The sequence below is a fragment of the Providencia sp. PROV073 genome, assembly GCF_033688125.1.
Taxonomy (GTDB): domain Bacteria; phylum Pseudomonadota; class Gammaproteobacteria; order Enterobacterales; family Enterobacteriaceae; genus Providencia; species Providencia hangzhouensis.
Genome location: NZ_CP096353.1, coordinates 1,699,876 through 1,721,567 on the forward strand (window position 1 = coordinate 1,699,876; position 21,692 = coordinate 1,721,567).

The following is a 21,692-nucleotide window of genomic DNA, read 5'->3' on the forward strand; positions in this document are numbered from 1 at the left end:
TGACTGGTGCTGTATGTCCATAAAAGAGTATGGCTAAGTAATGGTTATAATTCCAGTAGTCGGCTATTTTGCTCAACATTTAGGAAGGGTGCAACCTATATTATCGTATTTAGCACAGAATAATATTTAACTAATCGCTTTATTTTTAATCACGCAAACGGTTTCGTATTGATGAACATTGCTCTATAATGTGTTCCGGTTTCCCTGCTTTCATGTTCAGGGCTGGCGTTTAAAAGAGAGAAATTAAGACGATGGAAATTTTGCGTGGTTCACCTGCTCTATCAGCATTTCGTATTACCCGCCTTTTGGCACTGTTTGTAGAAAAACAGCTTCCTGTCACGGATATCTATGCTGAGTATATGCACTTTGCTGAAGTTTCGGCGCCGTTGAGTGATGGTGAGCAAGGCAAACTGAGCAGTTTGTTAAAGTACGGCCCTTCTCTGGCAGAGCACGACCCATTCGGTAAGCTTATTTTAGTGACTCCTCGTCCGGGAACTATCTCTCCATGGTCTTCAAAAGCAACAGATATTGCACACAACTGTGGTCTTAATCAAGTCAAGCGTATTGAACGTGGGGTTGCTTATTATGTCCAAGGTGATGCACTGACCCAAGAGCAGTGGCATGAAGTGATCGCTATTTTGCACGATCGCATGATGGAAAGCATTTTCTCTTCTTTTGAACAAGCGAGCGCATTATTTGTGCAGCACCAGCCAGCACCAATGAAATCCATTGATGTGATTGCGGGTGGTCGTATTGCATTGGAAACAGCAAACAGGGAAATGGGACTGGCATTAGCTGATGACGAAATTGATTACCTGTTAGAGGCCTTTGTCGGGTTAAAACGTAATCCAACGGATGTTGAGCTCTACATGTTTGCTCAAGCAAACTCAGAACACTGTCGCCACAAAATCTTTAATGCAGATTGGGTGATTGATGGCGAAGAGCAGCCTAAATCGCTGTTTAAAATGATTAAAAATACGTTTGAAAAAACACCTGACCACGTTTTATCGGCATATAAAGATAACGCAGCCGTGATGGAAGGTTCGCCTGTTGGTCGTTTCTTCCCTGAGCCTGAAGGGCGCACTTACCGCTATCACCAAGAAGATGCTCATATCTTAATGAAAGTGGAAACCCATAACCACCCAACAGCGATTTCGCCTTGGCCAGGCGCAGCAACAGGCTCTGGTGGTGAAATTCGTGATGAAGGCGCAACAGGTCGCGGCGCGAAGCCAAAAGCAGGTTTAGTCGGTTTTTCGGTTTCTAACCTACGTATTCCTGGTTTTGAACAGCCTTGGGAAGAAGATTTCGGTAAACCAGAGCGCATTGTGACCGCTTTGGATATTATGATGGAAGGGCCATTAGGCGGTGCGGCATTTAATAATGAATTTGGTCGCCCTGCGTTATTAGGCTATTTCCGTACTTATGAAGAAAAGGTCAATAGCCACAATGGGGAAGAGTTACGTGGTTATCATAAGCCGATTATGTTAGCGGGGGGCATAGGAAATATCCGTGCAGACCACGTACAAAAAGGCGAAATTACGGTCGGTGCAAAACTCATTGTGCTCGGTGGCCCTTCAATGAATATCGGGTTAGGTGGTGGAGCTGCGTCATCAATGGCATCGGGCCAATCAGATGCAGACCTAGATTTTGCTTCGGTACAGCGCGATAACGCAGAGATGGAACGCCGTTGCCAAGAAGTCATCGATAGCTGCTGGCAACTTGGTGATGATAACCCAATTTTATTTATCCATGACGTAGGCGCAGGCGGTTTGTCGAACGCAATGCCAGAATTGGTCAGTGATGGTGGCCGTGGTGGGCGCTTTGAGTTACGTAAGATTCTCAATGATGAGCCAGGAATGAGCCCATTGGAGGTCTGGTGTAACGAATCTCAAGAACGTTATGTAATGGCCGTTTCACCAGAGCAGCTTCCTGTGTTCACCGCAATTTGTGAGCGCGAACGTGCGCCGTTTGCAGTGATTGGGGAAGCCACTGAAGAACGTCATTTGACATTAAATGATGAACATTTTGCTAACCAACCGATTGATATGCCACTGGATGTTTTATTAGGCAAAACGCCAAAAATGTTGCGTGATGTAAAAACATTAAAGGCGGAACCGGATTCATTAGACAGAACAGCGATTAATTTAAATGAAGCGGTGAAACGTGTCTTGCATTTACCAGCCGTAGCTGAAAAAACATTCTTAATTACCATTGGCGACCGAACCGTTACAGGCATGGTTGCTCGTGATCAGATGGTTGGCCCATGGCAAATTCCTGTCGCTAACTGTGCGGTAACGACTGCAAGTTTAGATAGCTACTATGGGGAATCCATGTCTATTGGTGAAAGAACGCCAGTAGCATTGGTGGATTTCGCTGCATCAGCACGCATGGCCGTGGGTGAAGCATTAACCAATATTGCATGTTCATATGTGCAAGATTTAAAACGCGTTAAATTGTCTGCAAACTGGATGGCAGCGGCAGGGCATCCAGGGGAAGACGCAGGTTTATATGAAGCGGTTAAAGCGGTAGGGGAAGAGCTTTGTCCTGCGCTAGGCCTAACCATCCCTGTTGGTAAAGATTCCATGTCAATGAAAACCCGTTGGCAGCAGGATGGTGAAGAGCGTGAAATGACGTCGCCACTTTCCTTAGTGATTAGTGCATTTGGCCGTGTTGAAGATGTCCGCTTAACAGTGACACCTGAACTAAAAACAGGTCATGATAATGCCTTGTTATTAATTGACCTCGGGCAAGGCCATAACGCGCTGGGCGGTTCTGCACTCGCACAGGTATATCGTCAGTTAGGCAATAAAGCCCCTGATGTACGTAGCCCTGAAGTATTGCTTGGCTTCTTTAATACCATTCAGAAGTTATTATCCGAGCAAAAATTATTAGCCTATCATGACCGCTCAGATGGCGGCTTATTCGTCACTTTAGTGGAAATGGCTTTTGCGGGTCATTGCGGTATTAATGTTGATATTAGCTCTTTTGATGAAGACACGCTCGCAGCATTATTCAACGAAGAGTTAGGCGCTGTCATTCAAATTAATGAAGCCGATAGAGCGTATGTGGCAGAATGTTTTGCACAAGCAGGGCTTGCAGGCTGTGTTCATTATTTAGGTTCTGCAATACAAGATGATGCCGTGATCATCAATAGCCGAGATACGGTTGTTTACCGCGAGTCTCGCAGTTTATTGCGCCAATGGTGGGCTGAAACGACTTGGCAAATGCAGCGCTTGCGCGATAACGAAGTGTGTGCCGACGAAGAACATACAATGAAACAGGATAATCAAGACCCAGGTTTGAATGTGAAATTGACTTATGACATTGAAGAAGACATTGCTGCGCCATTTATTTTGTCAGGTGTACGTCCTAAAGTAGCTGTTTTACGTGAACAAGGTGTGAACTCACATGTGGAAATGGCGGCAGCCTTTGACCGTGCTGGTTTCGATGCAATTGATGTGCATATGAGTGATTTACTCGCAGGTAACTTGTCTTTGGAACAATTCCAAGCATTAGTGGCTTGTGGCGGTTTCTCTTATGGTGACGTATTAGGTGCGGGTGAAGGTTGGGCAAAATCTATTTTATTCAACAATAAAGTCCGTGATGAATTTGAGACATTCTTTAACCGTGCTGATACTTTATCTCTGGGGGTATGTAATGGTTGCCAGATGATGTCGAACTTACATACGCTTATCCCAGGTGCTGAATTCTGGCCCCGTTTTGTACGTAACCGTTCTGAACGTTTTGAAGCACGCTTTAGCTTAGTTGAAATAGCAAAAAGCCCATCACTGTTACTGCAAGATATGACAGGTTCTCGTATGCCGATAGCGGTTTCTCATGGGGAAGGGCAAGTGGAAACCCGTGCAGCCGCACATTTACAGCAATTAGAAGATAATGGGCTGGTGGCAATGCGCTTCGTGAATAACTACGGTCAGGTAACTGAGCAATATCCAGCTAACCCGAATGGGTCAGTTAATGGTATTACGTCGGTGACCTCGAAAGATGGCCGAGCAACGATCATGATGCCGCACCCTGAGCGTGTTTTCCGCACTGTGAGTAATTCATGGCACCCTGAAAATTGGGGAGAAGATAGCCCGTGGATGCGCATTTTCCGTAACGCACGTAAGCAATTAGGTTAATAAATCACAAGTTCGATAGATTGTTGAAAAGGCCAGCTATTTTGCTGGCCTGAATTTTAATCGAGTGAGTTTTAAACGGAAAGGTCGGTTTTTGAGTCAGAATTATTCCTAATTACTATTTCCAAAAACGGTCAATTTGTTCCCTTAATGCTTCCGCCGTTTTTTTGCCTTTTTCGCCAACTAATGCACGGCCAGCAATAAAGGCTTTTGCATTGATACCATTAAATAAATGCAGGTCTTCTGGAACTATCCCGCCTGTAATTGAGAGTTCTAGTCCTAAATCAGACAGTTTGCGCATTTTTTCGATATCTTCATTGGTCCAGCCAATACCAGCGAGTTCTGCATCACGGGAACGATGGTAAATAGCTTGCGAAATGCCAAGTTCAACCCAATTTTTAGCATCGTCAAAAGTCCAATTACCATAGATTTCAATTTGGATTTCACGATTAAACTCATCGGCAACTTTTTTACAGGCAGCTATAGTGGCAATATGTGCCGCCGCTGATACTGTGATCCAATCTGCTCCCGCTTCAAATGCCATTTTCGATAAAATGGCTCCACCATCCGTGGTTTTCATATCGCAAACTAGAATGTGATTGGGATATTTTTGACGTAAAGTCGCGACCGCATTCATGCCTTCTGCAAAAGCTAAGATTGTGCCCACTTCAATAATATCAACGAAAGTGTGTACATTTTCAGCCACTTCGAGTGCAGCCGGTAAGTTGGTTTGGTCTAGAGCTATTTGGATCAAAGGCTTTGTCATTGTGATTGTCCTAAAATATTTTCATGTATGAGACGCGCAAGGCCATCACCATTGTTATCGGTAGCACAAACGAAATCCGCATGGGACTTCACGGTGTCATCAGCATTTTTCATTGCAACTCCTAAGCCTGCTAGCTTAATCATGGAGATATCGTTGTGATTATCACCAACAGCAATAACTTGCTTCGAGTCATAACCCAGAGAATGAAGATACTCAGCTAAACGCGTTCCTTTGTTATTGCTTTTCGCAGCAAAATCGAAACGGTTTGACCATGATTTTTCTGCATTAAAAGTTTGTTTTATCCAAGGTGAGTTTAAGAAGCGCTCTAACGTAGCCGGTTCACCTTCGACGACAAATTTCCAAATATAGTCAGCGTGCTGGACTTGTTCTTCAAATGAATCAATGCGATAAATTTTTGGCGGATGGGCCATGGTTGGGTCGTTAGCCCATTGCTCCATCGCGCTCATGTAATCGATGGGATCGATTTTTGAATACACCATGGCATCGGTGATATACATCACCATTTTCAGTTTGTCCTGTTGCGCCAGTTCAATAAAAGTGAGCGCGTTCTCTTTGGTGAGAGCATTGTGTGTGAGAACTTTTTCATTTTGGTAATCATAAATATAAGTACCATTGCAACAAATAATTGGCGTGGTTAAACCAAGCTCATCATAATAGGGGCGAGCTGCGGTATGATGGCGACCCGTGACTATCATGACATGGCATTGTTTTGCTGCTTTGTGAATGGCTTGTTTGACGGCTGGGTGGATAGTGTGTTCTTGAGTTAAAACTGTGCCATCTAAATCAAGCGCTAATACGTTATACATAGTTGATTACCTCTATTGCTAATTAATGATTCTTTTTTATTATCATTAAATTAGCATAATGCTTGGTCAATAACCTGATAAACATCATCAATGGTGCGGCAGCGACGTAATTTATCAAGATCGACACCGGTTTCACTGTTTTCATCATCGAGAACGCGAGTCACTTCCATCAAGCCTTCCATATGTTCATCTGATGAGCTACCCGCTAAGGTGATCAGCACATCAACGGGTTCATCCTCGCCATCAAAAATAATGGGTTTGTCTAGAGTGACTAAAGCAAAGGCTGTTTTTAGTACACCATCTTCAGGTCTTGCATGGGGAAGGGCCAAATTAGGCGCGATACAAATATAAGGCCCAAGTTTTTCGACGCTGCTGATGATTGCCTCATGATAACTGGGTTTTATCGCCCCCGAAGCGATGAGCAGGTCTGTACCTATCTTAATAGCATCACGCCAGTTATCAGCGGATGCTTTTAGCTGTATCGAATTATTGTCGATTAGTGATTGTTTAAATCCCATCATTGCCTTCCTATTTTTCAACGTTAAGGGAGTAGATACCGTTATGAGCGATATCTATTCCTATGACTTAGGCTATTTATTTCCGATAAAATTAGTATGTATGATATCGAGTAGTTCATCACCGAATGAGTTAGGGTTGAGCATATTTTGTACGCCAAGCACAAATTTCCCATCACCGGGGTCCATTTCTGAGCTTAAATGCTTAGAGGAAACGATAATATCAGTGGCTGTTAATTTTGATTTATAGTCAGATACGGCGCAGGAGTCCATGATGTGTGGGATCCCTTTTTTCTCAAGATACTGGCCAATTTTCATTTTCATCATCATTGACGAGCCTTGTCCATTACCGCAAACTGCTAAGATACGTACAGGTTTAGCGCCGCTATTTTCAAGTGGGGCTGCTTCAGCTTTCTCATTGATCTGAATTTCAGTTTTGGTTGGACTTTGTGCGTCTTCTTCAGCGCGTAATTTTTTTGCGGCAAAGTACATATAGACAAAGGAGAGGGCGACAACCACAAAGAAGAACATTTTAGAGAAAGACAAACCTTGCATAATGACAGGGAAAGCTAATGCCCAGTCGGCCATTCCCATCCAACCGCTAAATTCAGTACCTTGTCGATTGATAAGATCAATGGCCCAAGCGGAACCTAATATCTCGATAACGCCCATGACAAAACAGACTTTCATAACCGCTTTCCAGCCGCTAAAATGGTTTGCAAAGATACCAATAGTGGCGTTGGAGAAAAACATTGGGATAAAACCAGGAATAATCATAATTGGCGAGTTAAATGCCAACATACCCAGAACGGCAACAAATTGCCCAATTGCCCCCCACATAAAGCCAAACACCATCGCATTAGGTGAGAAAGCGTAGATTGCCGCACAATCGATAGCGAGCACAGCGTTGGGAATGACACGTTCGGAGATCCCTTTAAAGGCCTCAGAAAGCTCGGCAACAAACATTCGCACACCCGTAACAATGATTTGGATAGCAACGGCAAACTTTAAACCTGTTTCAATAATATAAATGGTCCAGTGGGTGGTCCCTGCCATGGTTTGCAGATTAGGTATACCAAAGGAAATTAAGATCACACCAAAGAATAAGGTCATCACAATGGCAGTAGCGGAAATACTGTCATGGAAGATATGCAGCCATTTGGGCAGTTTTAAATTATCAACACTGTCTTTTCTATCCCCCAATTTCGGGGAAACTTTGGTTGCTATCCATGAGGCAAACTGCTGCTGGTGGCCGATAGAAAAACCGGCACCGCCAGTAACTTCTTGCGTTGGCTTAAACATAATATTGGAAGAAATTCCCCAATACAGCGCCATTAATACCGCAGAATACAAAATGGTTTCCCACATGCTTGAGCCAAGCACAAAATAGAAAACAGCGATTAGGCCTGCTTGTTGAAACATAATATGCCCTGTCAACATAATGGTACGAATACCCGTGACGCGGCGAAAAAGGACTAAAACAATATTAATTGCGAGAGCTAATAAAACGGTATAGCCCACCCAAGAATAGTTATCACCCATGGCTTCCATTGTCGCCATCATTGACGTATATGGGTCAATAACTGAGCCCGTAAGTCCATGGTATTCAGACATTTTTTCTATTACGGGTTTAAAACTGGAAACTAAAGTACTGGCTCCAACGCCAACTAGCATAAAACCAACAATCGTTTTGATTGTCCCTTTGAGGATTGTCGTGCCATCGCGCTTTAATAGCCAATAACCAATAAATGTGACTAAGCCTAATAATAGAGGCGCTTTTGTCATTACTTGGCTGTAAAAAATATAGAAAGCGTCGTATAAAAAATCCATATTTTTACCTCTAATCAAATTGTATTTGTAATTTATCTGGGTCAGAGATGATTCATATTGATCGTATCTGGTGTTATTGCGATATAATCATTTAAAGGGGTTAAACAATCCCGCAAAAATCAAATGTGATCATATGTAATCACGAATTGCTCTTTTATGATTGTTTGCATTTGTCTGTTTTTTTACCAGTAAAAAAATAAATAAATGGCGACTTGATCACGTAAAATTTAAAATATCCATATATATCAATGTGATATTTTTACTTGAATCAAATATTGTTTTTTTGCATAAGCAAAGGTTGACAATATTAGATGAGATAAATAGAATCAAAACTAATCACTAGTAATCATTTTGAGTCATATGTCATCATGGTCGTGATTATTAACTAATAAGGCGATGATTATGAATGAAGTGCAAAGACACAATGAAATATTGTCGTTATTGGAAACGCATCGAGTGATCAATGTTTCTCATATAACCGAACAATTTAGTGTGTCTCCTGCAACTGCTCGTCGTGATATTTCAAAGTTAGATGGGCAAGGTAAATTGAGAAAAGTCCGTAATGGCGCAGAACGTATTGAAAATAAAAAGCGTAAGTGGACACCGTTAAACATCAATAGTACTGAGCACTATGAAGAAAAGTCTGAAATCGCAATTAAAGCGGCAGAACTTTGTCTTCCGGGAGAAAGCGCTGTAATTAACTGTGGTTCAACCGCGTTTATGTTAGGGCAGCAGTTGTGCGGTAAAAACGTGCAAATTGTGACGAATTATTTTCCATTAGCGAGTTATTTGATTGACCAAGACCATGATGACGTCATTTTAATCGGTGGGCAGTATAACAAAGCACAAAACATTTTTTTGAATCCTGCTTTGAACACGTTAATGGGCTATGCCGGTAACTGGATGTTTACTTCAGGTAAAGGATTAACGGAAGCTGGCTTATACAAAGCGGATATGTTAACTGCGGTAGCAGAGCAGCAAATGCTTGATCAAATTGATAAATTAGTCGTTGTTGTAGACAGTTCCAAAGTGGGTCATCGAACGGGAATGTTATTTTGCCCAGCTAATAAGATAGATGTTCTTATCACTGGAAGAAATGCCAATGCTGAGGTTATCAAAGCGATTGCCGAGCAGGGCACGCGAGTGATACTGGTTTAATTCCGTCGAATACCTGATTTTTTAATATAGACAAATTCAGCTGCCATGCCTTAATTTCTCGATTAAGGCATCAGGCTCCCTACATCTAAAATTCTAGAAAAGGTATTGTTACTATGAGCAAAGTAAATGAAATCACACGTGAATCTTGGATTTTAAGTACGTTTCCTGAGTGGGGAACGTGGCTAAATGAAGAAATTGAAAAAACGGTTGTTGAACCCAATACCTTTTCAATGTGGTGGCTGGGGTGCACAGGTATTTGGTTAAAGAGTGAGGGAAATACCAATGTTTGTATCGATTTTTGGTGTGGAACAGGGAAAAAAACGCAAAAAAATCCACTCATGAATAAGCAACACCAAATGATGCGTATGGGCGGTGTTGAAGCGCTACAACCAAACTTACGTACTGCGATTTTCCCTTTAGATCCGTTTGCGATTAAAGAAGTTGATGCGATTTTAGCCTCTCATGACCATGCTGACCATATCGATGTCAATGTCGCTGCTGCGGTAATGCAAAACTGTGGTGACCACGTTAAATTTATTGGCCCTCAAGCTTGTGTGGATTTATGGATAAAATGGGGAGTACCAACCGAACGTTGCGTTGTTGCCAAAGTCGGTGATGTACTGGAAGTGGGGGATATGAAAATCCGTGTGTTAGACTCATTTGACCGCACGGCACTAGTGACATTGCCACAGGGTGTTTCTTCTTATGATAAGCAAATTTTAGATGGTATGGATTCACGTGCAGTGAATTATCTGATTGAAACAACAGGTGGCTCTATTTATCATTCAGGCGATTCACATTATTCAAACTATTATGCGGCTCACGGTAACCGTTATCAGATTGATGTGGCATTGCTTTCCTATGGAGAGAACCCACGTGGTGTGACCGATAAAATGACGTCATCCGATATTTTACGTGCGGCAGAGTCATTAGATTGCGAGCGGGTTATTCCATTCCACCATGATATTTGGGCTAACTTCCAAAATGATCCGCGGGAAATTGAAGTCTTGTGGAATATGAAAAAAGAGCGTTTGCAATATAAATTTGCCCCGTTCTTCTGGCAAGTGGGTGGGAAATATACTTATCCAACAGATAAAGACCGCATGCATTATCAACATTTCCGCGGCTTTAGTGATATTTTCAAAAATGAACCTGAATTGCCATATAAAGCGTTTTTATAATTAATCCTGCTATTAAAAGCAGCGTTTAAGGAAACTTAGACGCTGTTTTTTTATTGTATTTAAAAAATATATATATTCAAATAATATGTACTGCCAATATATTTATTATCTATGTAGCATTATTTTTTATTAATCTACTGACGTTGACTGTCTTAATTTAATATTTTCTAATGTTAGTGTTATCAATGTAGATAACTTATCTGATTCAATAAAAATAATTTTTGCTGATTTAATTTCAGTTGTTAATGATGTTAAATTTAAAAACTTTTTAGAAAACCTAACAGGAAGTAAAGTAAATATTATATCAAACATGTACTTAAGCAAGTTTGATAAAGATGATTTTCTAACTACACATTGTGACTCCGATGATGGGATAGGTATTGTAATTAACCTAACAAAGGAATGGGAAGCAAATTATGGAGGATTAACGATGATTTTAGATAAGGATAAAAAGACAATTTTAGATACTTTTATCCCGTCATATTTAAATATTTTAATTTTTGATACAAAAAAAAGAAAAATCCCACATTTCGTTTCCACAGTGACATCTAATAGAACAAGTAAAAGAATGGCATTAGTTGTGAGGTATAATGAAGCAAATTAAAGTACTTCTTTGTGCTATTTTAATATCATTCATATGGGGGAGTGCATTTCCTATATCAAAACTAGCGATTGACCAAGTAGGTGTTTGGGCTTTTAGAATCTACTCCCTAATTATTTCAGTTATTTTTTTGTGCTTTGTTTTTTTCTTTTTTAGTCGGTGTCGGTTTAATTTTCGAGAGTTTGTAAACAGTATCCCACTTGGTTTTTTAAATGTTTTTTTAGTTCCTATATTAAATAGTTTGGCGTTAAAGTATACAGAAGCGGTAAAGGCATCTGTACTTGTTTATACAATGCCAGTAATGGCAACAGTTGTATTGGGTGTAATAAATAAACATATTGAAACTCGGTCAGTATTTGTATCTTTGTTATGCATTAGTGGTATTTTTATCTTTATATCACCAGTTGGTATAAGTATTGGTGAAATCATAATTTTATTAAGTGCATTTATGTGGGCGCTAGGAACTATTTTATCTGAAAAAATTACCATGAAAATAAACCTAACTTCAAAAGTATTTTATCAAAATATAGTATCATTTGTTTTTTTTATTTTATTAATTCCATTTTTAAATGTTGATTTAAACATATTGAGTAATATACATTCTGAATTTTTTATGAGTGTATATATACCAATTATCTATATGGGGATAGCTAATGGCGTGATTGTTTATGTTCTTTGGTATTATATGATAGGGTATGGTGGCGCAAAGCTTTCATCATACTCAATTCTTATTTCACCAATCATTAGTGTGATGATTTCATCCTATCTTTTAGATGAGACAATGACAATTTCGATGATAATCGGTATGTTATTTATTTTGTTAAGTATGTTAATTGTACTTTCAGAAAAAAATAAAAATTGATATTGAAGTCACCGATAATATGCTTTTAGTGATTATTTTCTTATGGGGCACATTCCCCCTCCGCCCTTATGGGTGAAGGGAGAATGTGCTATTCACAATGCAAGTTTCCCTTGTTACCTAATGACATTTTGTATTATTCAAAGAGTGAGATATTACTCAAGAATAAACATGCCGTATGGGTGGATCTGCAAATAGAGGTTTTCCCCGACAGAGGGTTGTAATTGAGTGGCATTAATTTGCAGCAACATTGATTGGCCATGCCAATCAACAGTGACTTCATATTGAGGCCCCATATAAGCAACATGAGTCACTGTACAGCGTTGGCTGTCTTCACCTTGTAAACTCAGCGTGATAGCTTCGGGACGAACCCCCACAGTTACCGCGGTTTTATCAGTAACAAACTGTTCTGGGCGTGGTAAGCGATAATTGAAAATATCCACGGAATCCGCACTGAGTGTCGCAGGGAAAATATTGGCATCCCCCATAAAGCTGGCCATAAATTTTGACGCTGGCTGGCGGTAGAGCTCTTGCGGTGAGCCGAGTTGCATGATTTTCCCTTTATTCATGACCAACACCATATCCGAAACCGCAAAGGCCTCGCTTTGGTCATGGGTAACATACAAAGAGGTGATATTAAACTGCTGCTGTAACTCACGGATTTTTTCACGCATGCTACGACGTAAATTTGCATCCAAGTTACTTAATGGCTCATCGAACAACAGCACTTTTGGCTTAAGGATCAATGCGCGAGCTAAGGCAACTCGTTGCTGTTGTCCCCCAGAAATTTGGTCGACAAAGCGGTCAGCAAAACCAGCTAAATCAACTAATTCTAATGCCTCGTCAACTCGTTTTTTTATTTCGGCTTTGGGTAATCCTAACATTTTTAAGCCATAACCCACGTTGTCCCCCAAGGACATATGCGGGAACAGGGCGTAAGATTGGAAAACCATACAGATATCGCGTTGTTGAATGGAACGGTCTGTCACATCTTCACCGTCAATAAACATACGGCCTTCAGTCGGTTTTTCTAAGCCAGCCACTAAACGCAATACGGTGGTTTTACCGCAGCCTGATGGGCCGAGTAGGGTCACCATGCTACCTTGCGGAATTGAAAGACTTAAATCATCGATGACGGTATTGTTGCCAAAGCGTTTAGTCACATTTTTTAGTTCAACAAAATGATGTTGTGTCATGTCAGTTACTCCATGATTACTGTGCATTTTTGGCTTTGGAACGTGAAACACGGGCTTCGCCAATCAAATAGTCAAATAAGAAAATAATTGCCAACATTACGACAATCAGGATTGAGCCATAGGCAATGGCAACGCCATATTCACCGTCTTCAACACGGTTCAAAATATAAGCCGTTGCGACGCGAGTATCTGGAGTAACCAAGAATACAATCGCACTGACAGTGGTGATCGCACGGACAAAGCTATAAATCAGCGCCGATAAAATGGCTGGGCGCAACAAGGGTAACAGGATAAAGAAGATGGTACGCATTGAACCCGCTCGTAAGCTGAGTGACGCTTCATCCAATGATTTATCAATTTGCCCTAAACCTGCAATACCAGCACGGATACCCACAGGGACGTTACGCATGGTCATTGAAATAATTACGATGGCAGCCGTTCCCGTTAAATAAAACGGTGAATCGTTAAAGGCTAAAATGTATGACACACCTGCCACGGTACCTGGAACAGCAAAACACAACATCGTCGTGAATTCGATGGTCTTTTTACCACGGAAGTCTTGGCGAACTACGATATAGGCAATTAGTAAACCAAGGATCGCGGTAATAGGTGCCGCAATACCTGCATACAGAAGCGTATCTAACAGTGACGGCCATGCACCATCACTCATACCCTGACCAAATAATTTAATAAAATTATCTAAGGTTAAGGTGTAATCAACACCCCAGTTCACGGTAAAGCTACCGTAGAAAATGCTACCGTATAACAATATGTTAAATGCAACCCAAATAGCTAAGAAGGCTGTTACAGTGGCAATTAACGATGTTGGTAACGGCTGAACATCACCACGGTAAGATTTCCCGGACACAGTGACATAGGAGCGTTTGCCTATCCACATATACTGAACGCAGAAGACTAAAAGTGAGAACACTAGTAGTGACGCACCCAAGGTACTGGCGGCTTGATAATCTAACTGCGACCCAGTGATATAGAAGTAAATTTGCGTCGCGAGTACGTCGAAGTTACCACCTAAAACTAATGGGTTACTAAAGTCAGCCAATGATTGCACTATGACGATTAAAAATGCGTTTGCCAAAGCAGGTTTCAGTAATGGCATAAATACATTAAAGAAAGTTTGGTAACGGTTGGCACGCAATGTATAAGACGCTTCTTCTAAAGATGGGTGAATGGTTTTAATCGCACCATCTAAAATCATGAATGACATCGGGGTGAATGCTAGCACTTGCGCTAACCAAATTCCCGTAAAGCCATATAGCCAGTTGGTATTTTCAAGGCCCATATAAGTAGCAAGGAATTCGGTAATATACCCTGAACGCCCCATCATCAATGTGACCCCTAGACCGACGACAAATGGGGGAGTGACGATAGGCAAAATAGAAAAAACACGGCCAATGATGGCGGAGCGTTTAGCAATACGTGTCGTATAAATAGCTAAAATCAAACCAAAGAAAGTACAGCCAGCCCCTACCGCTAACGATAAAAATACTGAGTTAATAATAACTTGGACAATATGCGATTGTGTCAAAATTGCCACAAAGGCGAATGGCGCAAAGTCTCCATTTCCATCAGTGAACATTGGGATAAAAATAGCGACACTTGGGAACACAATAAACAGGGTTATTAAAGCAACAACGGTGATCAGTGAGCCAATAACAAACTGGTCTCCACCGAGCCACTCAAGGCGGGTTAACGCCAATGTCATCACCATTCCCAAGGCGATAAATAGCACAATAGCTGAGTAACCTAACCCTTTTCCTTCAAAGTAGGAGGTTAAGATCACCACGGCGGCGGTGATAACAGCCACGCCAATATCGACGTAATGCCGTGTTTTATGATAACGATCCGCTGGTGTTAACGGGCGAATAAATAAAATAGAAGGTAATAAATACCAAAGCCAACTAATGTTTAGGCTACTCCAACCGTAAGCCGCTATGATCTCGTCTTGTGTTGAATCAAGTACGCCATAGTCTAGGCTCCAAGAAGGTAGTAACGCGAAACCTAGCCATGCAATCAGCAACCAAAAGAATATGCTATCCTTTTTGGTTGGGGTCGATAAGGTTAGGGTTTGAGACATAGTTCCCCCTAAGCTCGTCATATTTTGCGCTGTCACGGTATTGGCTTCACTCCGTTACCCTAGTCACATACTTATGTATGCTCCTAGGGATAACGTCACTTGCCGCCTAGTGACAACACTCATAATTTGAAGCTTAATTAAATTAATTTTTTATTTTAGTTAAGTAAGTGCTCAGTGCGGCGAGTTAACGCCGCACTTAATGCTATTTGCTCATTTTGACTTCAGTAACCCATTTATTGATAAGGTTTTTACGGACATCAGCATCACCGTATTTATCCATATCGTAATTAATTAGGTTCAACTCATTGAGTTTTAATGAAATAGGCGAGGACTCTGCCGTTGTGTTGGTTAAGATTTGGTAAGATTTCCCTTCTTTCCAGCTCAGCTCTTGAGCTTCTTTCGATAAGACGAAATCAACGAATAATTTGGCGTTGTCCATATTACGTGCGTTTTTCAGGATACTGATCCCGCCGATTTCATAGCCTGTTCCTTCACAAGGAGCGATGAGTTCTAACGGCGCACCGTTTTCCACTTCTAATGAATAATCATGTAAGAAGCCAATACCAATTGCCGACTCACCACGAGCCGCATTACGTGCTGGAGCAATACCTGACTTGGTATATTGTGATATGTTAGCATTTAATTTTTTTAGATAATCAAAGGCTTGCTCATTTCCCCATAATTGGTCGAAAGTGGCTAATGCAGTATAAGCTGTCCCTGAACTTTGTGGGTCTGCGATTTGAATTTCGCCTTTATACTCAGGTTTTGTTAAATCTTTCCAGCAAGTTGGGATCGGCAAACCTTTTTCTTTTAAGCGGTCTTTATTGACACCGAAGCCTAAAATACCGATGTAAACTGCGGAAGAATAGTTACCTTTACGTTTTGCTGGGTCTTGGAACTGCGGCATAATTTCAGACAGATTTGGCGACTTGTATGGCTCAAGTAAATCCATTTCTCCTGCTTGTGAATGAGGGTCTAATGTACCGCCATACCACACGTCAGCTTGTGGGTTACGTTTTTCGGCCTCAATTTTGGCTAAAGTACTGCCAGAACCGTTACGTACAAAGGTGGTTTTGACATCGTATTTCTTTGCAAAAGCTTGCGTCTCAGTTTCGCACATGGCGTTAGTGGCGCTACAGTAAACAACCAAACGGCCCGCAGCATTTGCAGTGGTAGAAATAGCCGCTAGTGATAAACCAGCAGCGATAAGCGTAGAGAGAGTTTTCAGTTTCATTTTCAGTCCTTTATTCAGGTTTTATTATCAGAGGGTGAAACAGTGCCTGCTAAATGCTCTCGCTTGCTGACATTGGCAATCAATAGAGGCATTAGCAGTAATCCCATCAAAGCCGCGGCACTGGCCAGTAAAGAAAACATTCCTGACCAACCATAATGTGCAATGACTTGAGAGAGTGGCCATCCCGCAATTGCCGCCCCTAAATAGGCGTACAATCCAAGATAGCCCGTTACCGCCCCAGCTGCTTTTTTATGACAATATTCTGTTGCAGCTAAGCCGATTAACATTTGAGGTCCAAACACAAAAAATCCGATAGCAAAGAAACATACAGCCAATAAAGCGTAGTGATGAATTGGCGTTAACCATAAGGCGCTAACTGAGACACAAAGCCCCAAAGAAAACAGTAGGATCATTGGCGCTCGTTGGCCGCGAAATAGGATATCAGAGCCCCAGCCAGAGCAGAGAGCACCTAATAATCCCCCCAATTCAAATAACGATAATGTTGCATTTGCACTGAGTAAATTAGTGCCATGTTTCTCTGTTAACCATAAATTCCCCCAATCGTTTATCGCCATGCGAATGAGATAAACCAAAATATAGGAGAAACCCAGTAACCAAATCATACGGTTAAAAATAATGGCATCTTTTAAAATCGTTAACATCGGCATGGGAGGGGACAAACGCTCTTGGCGTAACTCCAACACATCTTGTCGCCATTGCCCCACGCTTGGAAGCTGTTCTTCTTGTGGTGTGCCACGTAATTGGCGGCACAGCCATAACCCAATGATGACCCCAATAACGCCAGGGACAATTAATGCCATTTGCCAGCTGTACTGGGTTGCCAATAATGCCGTTAGCAGAGGCAGTAACATTCCCCCTAGGTTGATGGAAATATTCCACAGCCCCCACCAAAACCCACGTTCATTGCGTGAATACCAGTGCGTTAGAATGCGTGCGCAAGGTGGCCAGCCCCAGCCTTGAAAAAAGCCATTTAGTGTCCACACGATTAATAACGCCGGAAACGATAAGCAATAGGCAAAAATAATATTTAGTAGCCCTGTCATCACTAAGCCGACACCCATAAACCAACGGTATCCGGTGATATCGTGGAAAATTCCCGATAAAAACTTAGAAATACCGTAGGTTAAATAAAATGCAGTTGCTATCCAGCCAATATCGCTTTTATCGAGAAACAGCTCGTTTTGCATGACAGGCATCACGAAGTTAAAACTCTTTCGCGTAAGGTAAAAAGTGGCATAACCAATAATCATTGATAGCATTAAGCGGCGACGCCAAAAACGATACGTGTTATCCAGACTCAAGGTGTCTTTACCTGTCATAGGGCGGTTTCTCTTGTTAGGCAAAATGTAATCAAGTTTTTAACAAAAAGGATGAGAGAAGGTATTAGGGGGCTAGGAATTATTCCTAGTTTTGCGATGTTTTATCTCAAAATGTGGGCAAGTTAACACTTATTTGTGTTCCGTTTTGTGTGGTCAATGTCCAGTCACCACCTAAGGCTCGAACTCGCTCCTCAATACCGCGTAAACCAAAGCCACTCGTGCGTTTGCTAAATGGAATGCCAACGCCATTGTCATCAACAACTAGCTAGATCGAGTCACCTATTTGCTTAAGAGATATGTGAATTTGTGTGGCTTTTGCATGTTTACTGATATTGTTAAGTAATTCTTGGACGAGGCGATAAAGTGTAAATAAAACCGTTTCATTGATCGGCGTTTCTTGTAAGCCATAATGAAAGTGACATTGAATATTATTCTGTGGAAAAGAAAATTCAGTAATTAAGTGCTTAAGTGCATTTTCAAGGGACATTTCATCCAATACGGGAGGGCGCAATTGGCGTAATAATTGCCGCGTAGATTGGTGAATTTGCTGAGCTAGTTCATTTATTTGACTTGCTGCTTGGTGGCTGATGTCGTCAGACGCTGTTTTTTTCACTAGCATTGACTGAATTTGGATGGCAGTAATATTTTGCCCAATTTCATCATGCAACTCGCGAGCAATCGCTTTTTTGATATCTTCCTCGGTATGAACGAGTTGTAACATTAAGTCGCGTCGCGCTTTTAGCTCTTGCTCTAAGCGTTGTCGATAGCGCTGTAGGTTACTCGCCAGTTGTTTTTGTCGGCTAATTGCTATCCCAAGCCCGATGCCAATTAAGGCTTGGGAACTGAGAAACATTTCTAGCTCTTCTAAATCAACAAAGGCACCGTGAAATTGCCGTGCAAAAGTAATAATTAAACTGCCTAATAATGCAGAAAGTACGCCGCCCTGCCAACCATAGCGATAAGCCATAAAAACATTAGGAATAAAAACGAGTAGGACAATTAACCGCTCAATTTCGGGGGCAAAAAAGACTTGGGCACTCAACCCAACGACACAGAATAGAAAACACCAAACTATTAAAGAGGTTCGTAATTGTTTATCTGGCGTTCCATAATCAAGGAGCATTTGGTAGTGCTGCTCGTGGAGATATTCATAAATAAGGTAAACAAAAGGAGAGAGTAGTATTCCTCCGGTGAATGTTGTTAGGAATAATTGGCTAATGGAATAAGATGATAACCCACTGAATAATAAAGCATGTAATACACTATTTGCGGCGACACCTGCGAGCAATAATAGTAATCGTTGCCAATATAACGTATAGCGCCACCAAATGTTTTGAATGACGAAGGCAACACCGAGACTCAATAATGGAGATAACAGTAAAACAGGTTGGAAGAGCAGTTGCTCTGATGATAACCAAAAATTTAATATCCCTTCGCTGAGTAGTAGTGTTGGCCAGTAACGTCGCCACAGGATAATCATCAATGCTAGGCGCAAGCCTTGCGGAAGAAATAAAGTTGCTTGAAAACTGTTTTGACTTAAATAAAAGCCGATGATCCACAACCCAATCCATAACAGAGAATAGGTAAAAAATAGAAAGATGGACTGCAGTGTTAAACGTAAGCTTTTATTCATGCCGAAATTACCTTGATATTAGGTTATGCTCTAACGCGTAATGAACAAGGTCGATGGTGTTTTCGCATTGTAATTTGCCTAATATATTTGCACGATGCACATGCACAGTTTTATGGCTTAATTCAAGTTGCTCTGCGATCACTTTTACACTCAAGCCAGCAACTAATAAATCAAACACTTCTCGTTCCCGAGGCGTGAGTTCTTGTAGACTTTGCTGCTGTTGGGGTGAGTGGCGTAACGCTCTCATGGCATCGGCGCATAGGTAGCAGCCTCCTTGGTGTACTGAGCGAACCGCTTGCACTAATTCTTCAGGGCCACAGCGTTTAGTTAAATACGCACTGGCTCCAGCATCTAAAGCACTTTGCACAAAAGCGGGGGTATCATAAATACTCAAGATAATGGTGCGAAAATCCGGCTTTTTTTGGCGCAACCGTGATAAAAGTTGCAGGCCGTTCTCATCTGGCATCGAAATATCCATGATGGCAACATCAATATCTAAATTAAGCAAATTAGGCCAAGCTTCTTGAGCATTAGCATATTGCCCGATAACCGAAATATCAGGTTCAAGTGTTAATAGCTGTGCGAAGCCAGAACGCACAACCACGTGATCATCAACTAATGCGATTTTTATCATATTGTTTTTATCAATTTGATGAGTAGGGTGTGGGAAATCTTATATCAAGACGAGAAGAGATAAGCTACTAACATAATTTAAAATTCTGATATTCATCAGGTATTTTCTTTCATTATCCTGCTTTAGTGCTTTGATTGTATAAAGCAGGATAGCGGACGTTAAATGGGGTATGCTTCAATAATGGAAATATGACATTGTGTTGAAATAATTTGTTTTAATTGTAAGTTTGCTTGATTTAGCAGTGAATTGAACTCAGTTTCTGTGCGTTCATGGCCTTCATCAAATAAAACCATCTGTACTAAATCCATATTTTTACTGAAGTGGGGGTGATTGTCGTTGGTAACAATATTTTCAATGATTAGTAACTTAGAGTTAGGACTCATCGACTTTCTAATTGTTTTAAGTATCTTTATTGCAACAGTATCTGACCAATTATGAGTAATATACTTGAGTAAATAAATATCAGCTTCAGGGCAGGCTTCAAGAAATGAGCCAGCTTGGATGCTCCAACGTGTGGGGTCATCTAGTTGATTAAAAATATGTTTTTCTAATACTTGGGCTTTATCAAATAATATGACTTTTAATGTTAAATTTGCTTTCATAACCTCTAAAAGTAACCCACCACAGCCGCCGCCAATGTCTGCAACGAGAGCGTTATCTGGGAAACTATAACTTTCTACGACAAATGCATTTTCTAATTTACTTACAGACGAAATGCCTTCGTGGAAATTATCACTATCAGTAATTCGTTCATCCCAATATTCATAAAAACTCATTCCAAACATGCTGTTAAACAAATGGGGCTCAAACGCGCTGCGGTGTAACTCGCCTGCGGGTAACCAGAACGAAGGGTCAGTAAACATCAATACCGCTTGCCGTAATGAAAACGTATTCTTTTCAGATAAATATTGTGCGGCGGGTGTGAGGTCAAATTTGTTATCAGGGGTTAGCTTAAAAATATCTTTAGTGGCTAATAATCGTAATAATCGAGTGAGTTCTCGGGGATTTGCTCCCGTTTCTTTGGCGAGTTCTTCAGCTGTTTTGGAACCTGATTGTAATGCTTCTGCAATACGCAGTTTCACCGCGGCACGTAGTGCAGCTTGGTATAAATAGCCAATAGATTGCTCTAAAATATGTAAAGCTGGTTGAAGATCCTGCATAGGTAATGAGGGCATTTTATTCATAAATACACCTTAAACGAGAAAGTAACAATAAAATATAATGATTGGTAAAGTATCTCTGCTGTTTTTATTATAGATGGATTTAACCAAAGTCAAATATATCAATTATATATTGTTGTCTTGCTCTCTATCTTAATTAGTGCCTTACGGTAAATCATTAATTATTCTAATTTAATTTATATTAAGTGTATATTTAATGTGTGATTAAACGACAGTGTCTTAAATAAGAGACAAACACACTATAGCCGTGTCTCCAAAAGGCGACATTTATCTTATTGATATTTAAGGTATTTGAAAATGAGCTAATCGGGTGTCATAAATTAGCGACACTTAAGAAAAAACAGTAAGCGGGTACGGTGTATTAAAAAGTAGCTAAAGTGGGATTAAAAATAAATTTTGTTTTTAATCATGTAGATATAAAATTTCTTGAAAAGTTGGCACGGCTTGTGCATAATAATATTCAGTTGCTCATTCAACTTCTTATGTAGGTCCAAAATTAGTTGGGT

15 protein-coding genes and 1 pseudogene are annotated in these 21,692 nt (G+C 40.9%); 5 read left to right on the plus strand and 11 right to left on the minus strand.

Going from position 1 to position 21,692, the window contains the following annotated elements; genetic code table 11:
- Positions 1-251 precede the first annotated feature (251 nt).
- Positions 252-4,139, plus strand: coding sequence for a phosphoribosylformylglycinamidine synthase (purL, locus tag M1F17_RS07545; RefSeq protein WP_318837340.1), 3,888 nt, complete (start codon positions 252-254; stop codon positions 4,137-4,139).
- Positions 4,140-4,254: 115 nt separating this feature from the next.
- Here purL and M1F17_RS07550 read toward each other — a convergent pair whose 3' ends face one another.
- From M1F17_RS07550 to M1F17_RS07565, 4 genes are all read right to left on the minus strand, one after another.
- Complete coding sequence (locus tag M1F17_RS07550) at positions 4,255-4,902, minus strand: 3-keto-L-gulonate-6-phosphate decarboxylase UlaD (RefSeq protein WP_094961693.1); 648 nt, start codon at positions 4,900-4,902, stop codon at positions 4,255-4,257.
- A complete protein-coding gene (locus tag M1F17_RS07555; RefSeq protein ID WP_318837341.1) occupies positions 4,899-5,729 on the minus strand; it encodes a Cof-type HAD-IIB family hydrolase in 831 nt (276 codons plus the stop codon). Before M1F17_RS07555 ends, M1F17_RS07550 begins: the two co-directional genes overlap by 4 nt.
- A 50-nt stretch (positions 5,730-5,779) precedes the next feature.
- Positions 5,780-6,247, minus strand: a complete 468-nt coding sequence (locus M1F17_RS07560) for a PTS sugar transporter subunit IIA (RefSeq protein WP_036959017.1) — start codon at positions 6,245-6,247, stop codon at positions 5,780-5,782.
- 72 nt (positions 6,248-6,319) lie between these two features.
- Positions 6,320-8,074, minus strand: a complete 1,755-nt coding sequence (locus tag M1F17_RS07565; RefSeq protein ID WP_318837342.1) for a PTS ascorbate-specific subunit IIBC — start codon at positions 8,072-8,074, stop codon at positions 6,320-6,322.
- 402 nt (positions 8,075-8,476) lie between these two features.
- Here M1F17_RS07565 and ulaR point away from each other — a divergent pair, with 402 nt between their 5' ends.
- The 4 genes from ulaR to M1F17_RS07585 all read left to right on the plus strand — a co-directional run bounded on the left by ulaR (position 8,477) and on the right by M1F17_RS07585 (position 11,876).
- Entirely contained in the window at positions 8,477-9,232 is a 756-nt protein-coding gene (gene ulaR, locus M1F17_RS07570; protein WP_036959016.1) for an HTH-type transcriptional regulator UlaR, read from the plus strand.
- Between the two features lie 113 nt (positions 9,233-9,345).
- A complete protein-coding gene (gene ulaG, locus M1F17_RS07575) occupies positions 9,346-10,413 on the plus strand; it encodes an L-ascorbate 6-phosphate lactonase (RefSeq protein WP_004264959.1) in 1,068 nt (355 codons plus the stop codon).
- Between the two features lie 310 nt (positions 10,414-10,723).
- Positions 10,724-11,017: a 2OG-Fe(II) oxygenase family protein gene (locus M1F17_RS07580; RefSeq protein WP_094961698.1), complete on the plus strand. Its 294-nt coding sequence runs from the start codon at positions 10,724-10,726 to the stop codon at positions 11,015-11,017.
- Positions 11,004-11,876, plus strand: coding sequence for a DMT family transporter (locus M1F17_RS07585; protein ID WP_318837343.1), 873 nt, complete (start codon positions 11,004-11,006; stop codon positions 11,874-11,876). The genes M1F17_RS07580 and M1F17_RS07585 overlap by 14 nt, the downstream gene beginning before the upstream one ends.
- 152 nt (positions 11,877-12,028) lie before the next feature.
- On the opposite strand, the gene fbpC is transcribed toward M1F17_RS07585, so the two are convergent.
- The 7 genes and pseudogenes from fbpC to M1F17_RS07620 all read right to left on the minus strand — a co-directional run bounded on the left by fbpC (position 12,029) and on the right by M1F17_RS07620 (position 21,189).
- A complete protein-coding gene (fbpC, locus tag M1F17_RS07590; protein ID WP_036959014.1) occupies positions 12,029-13,069 on the minus strand; it encodes a ferric ABC transporter ATP-binding protein in 1,041 nt (346 codons plus the stop codon).
- 16 nt (positions 13,070-13,085) lie between these two features.
- Entirely contained in the window at positions 13,086-15,164 is a 2,079-nt protein-coding gene (locus tag M1F17_RS07595; protein WP_094961701.1) for an ABC transporter permease, read from the minus strand.
- A gap of 202 nt (positions 15,165-15,366) precedes the next feature.
- Positions 15,367-16,398, minus strand: a complete 1,032-nt coding sequence (locus M1F17_RS07600) for an ABC transporter substrate-binding protein (protein WP_094961702.1) — start codon at positions 16,396-16,398, stop codon at positions 15,367-15,369.
- A gap of 14 nt (positions 16,399-16,412) precedes the next feature.
- Positions 16,413-17,738: an MFS transporter family glucose-6-phosphate receptor UhpC gene (uhpC, locus tag M1F17_RS07605; RefSeq protein ID WP_036959008.1), complete on the minus strand. Its 1,326-nt coding sequence runs from the start codon at positions 17,736-17,738 to the stop codon at positions 16,413-16,415.
- A gap of 106 nt (positions 17,739-17,844) precedes the next feature.
- Positions 17,845-19,371 (minus strand): annotated as a pseudogene (locus M1F17_RS07610) (MASE1 domain-containing protein).
- A gap of 7 nt (positions 19,372-19,378) precedes the next feature.
- Complete coding sequence (locus M1F17_RS07615) at positions 19,379-20,005, minus strand: response regulator transcription factor (protein WP_164565093.1); 627 nt, start codon at positions 20,003-20,005, stop codon at positions 19,379-19,381.
- Between the two features lie 158 nt (positions 20,006-20,163).
- On the minus strand, positions 20,164-21,189 hold the full coding sequence (locus M1F17_RS07620; RefSeq protein WP_144140266.1) for a methyltransferase: 1,026 nt from the start codon (positions 21,187-21,189) through the stop codon (positions 20,164-20,166).
- Positions 21,190-21,692: the final 503 nt, after the last annotated feature.

Excerpts from the sequence above, each read along its gene's own strand:
- M1F17_RS07565 (WP_318837342.1), bottom strand. The coding sequence starts at position 8,074 with ATGGATTTTTTATACGACGCTTTCTATATTTTTTACAGCCAAGTAATG.
- M1F17_RS07620 (WP_144140266.1), bottom strand. The coding sequence starts at position 21,189 with ATGAATAAAATGCCCTCATTACCTATGCAGGATCTTCAACCAGCTTTA.
- uhpC (WP_036959008.1), bottom strand. The coding sequence starts at position 17,738 with ATGACAGGTAAAGACACCTTGAGTCTGGATAACACGTATCGTTTTTGG.
- M1F17_RS07555 (WP_318837341.1), bottom strand. The coding sequence starts at position 5,729 with ATGTATAACGTATTAGCGCTTGATTTAGATGGCACAGTTTTAACTCAA.
- fbpC (WP_036959014.1), bottom strand. The coding sequence starts at position 13,069 with ATGACACAACATCATTTTGTTGAACTAAAAAATGTGACTAAACGCTTT.
- M1F17_RS07595 (WP_094961701.1), bottom strand. The coding sequence starts at position 15,164 with ATGTCTCAAACCCTAACCTTATCGACCCCAACCAAAAAGGATAGCATA.
- M1F17_RS07550 (WP_094961693.1), bottom strand. The coding sequence starts at position 4,902 with ATGACAAAGCCTTTGATCCAAATAGCTCTAGACCAAACCAACTTACCG.
- M1F17_RS07560 (WP_036959017.1), bottom strand. The coding sequence starts at position 6,247 with ATGGGATTTAAACAATCACTAATCGACAATAATTCGATACAGCTAAAA.
- M1F17_RS07615 (WP_164565093.1), bottom strand. The coding sequence starts at position 20,005 with ATGATAAAAATCGCATTAGTTGATGATCACGTGGTTGTGCGTTCTGGC.
- purL (WP_318837340.1), top strand. The coding sequence starts at position 252 with ATGGAAATTTTGCGTGGTTCACCTGCTCTATCAGCATTTCGTATTACC.
- M1F17_RS07580 (WP_094961698.1), top strand. The coding sequence starts at position 10,724 with ATGTACTTAAGCAAGTTTGATAAAGATGATTTTCTAACTACACATTGT.
- M1F17_RS07600 (WP_094961702.1), bottom strand. The coding sequence starts at position 16,398 with ATGAAACTGAAAACTCTCTCTACGCTTATCGCTGCTGGTTTATCACTA.
- ulaG (WP_004264959.1), top strand. The coding sequence starts at position 9,346 with ATGAGCAAAGTAAATGAAATCACACGTGAATCTTGGATTTTAAGTACG.
- M1F17_RS07585 (WP_318837343.1), top strand. The coding sequence starts at position 11,004 with ATGAAGCAAATTAAAGTACTTCTTTGTGCTATTTTAATATCATTCATA.
- ulaR (WP_036959016.1), top strand. The coding sequence starts at position 8,477 with ATGAATGAAGTGCAAAGACACAATGAAATATTGTCGTTATTGGAAACG.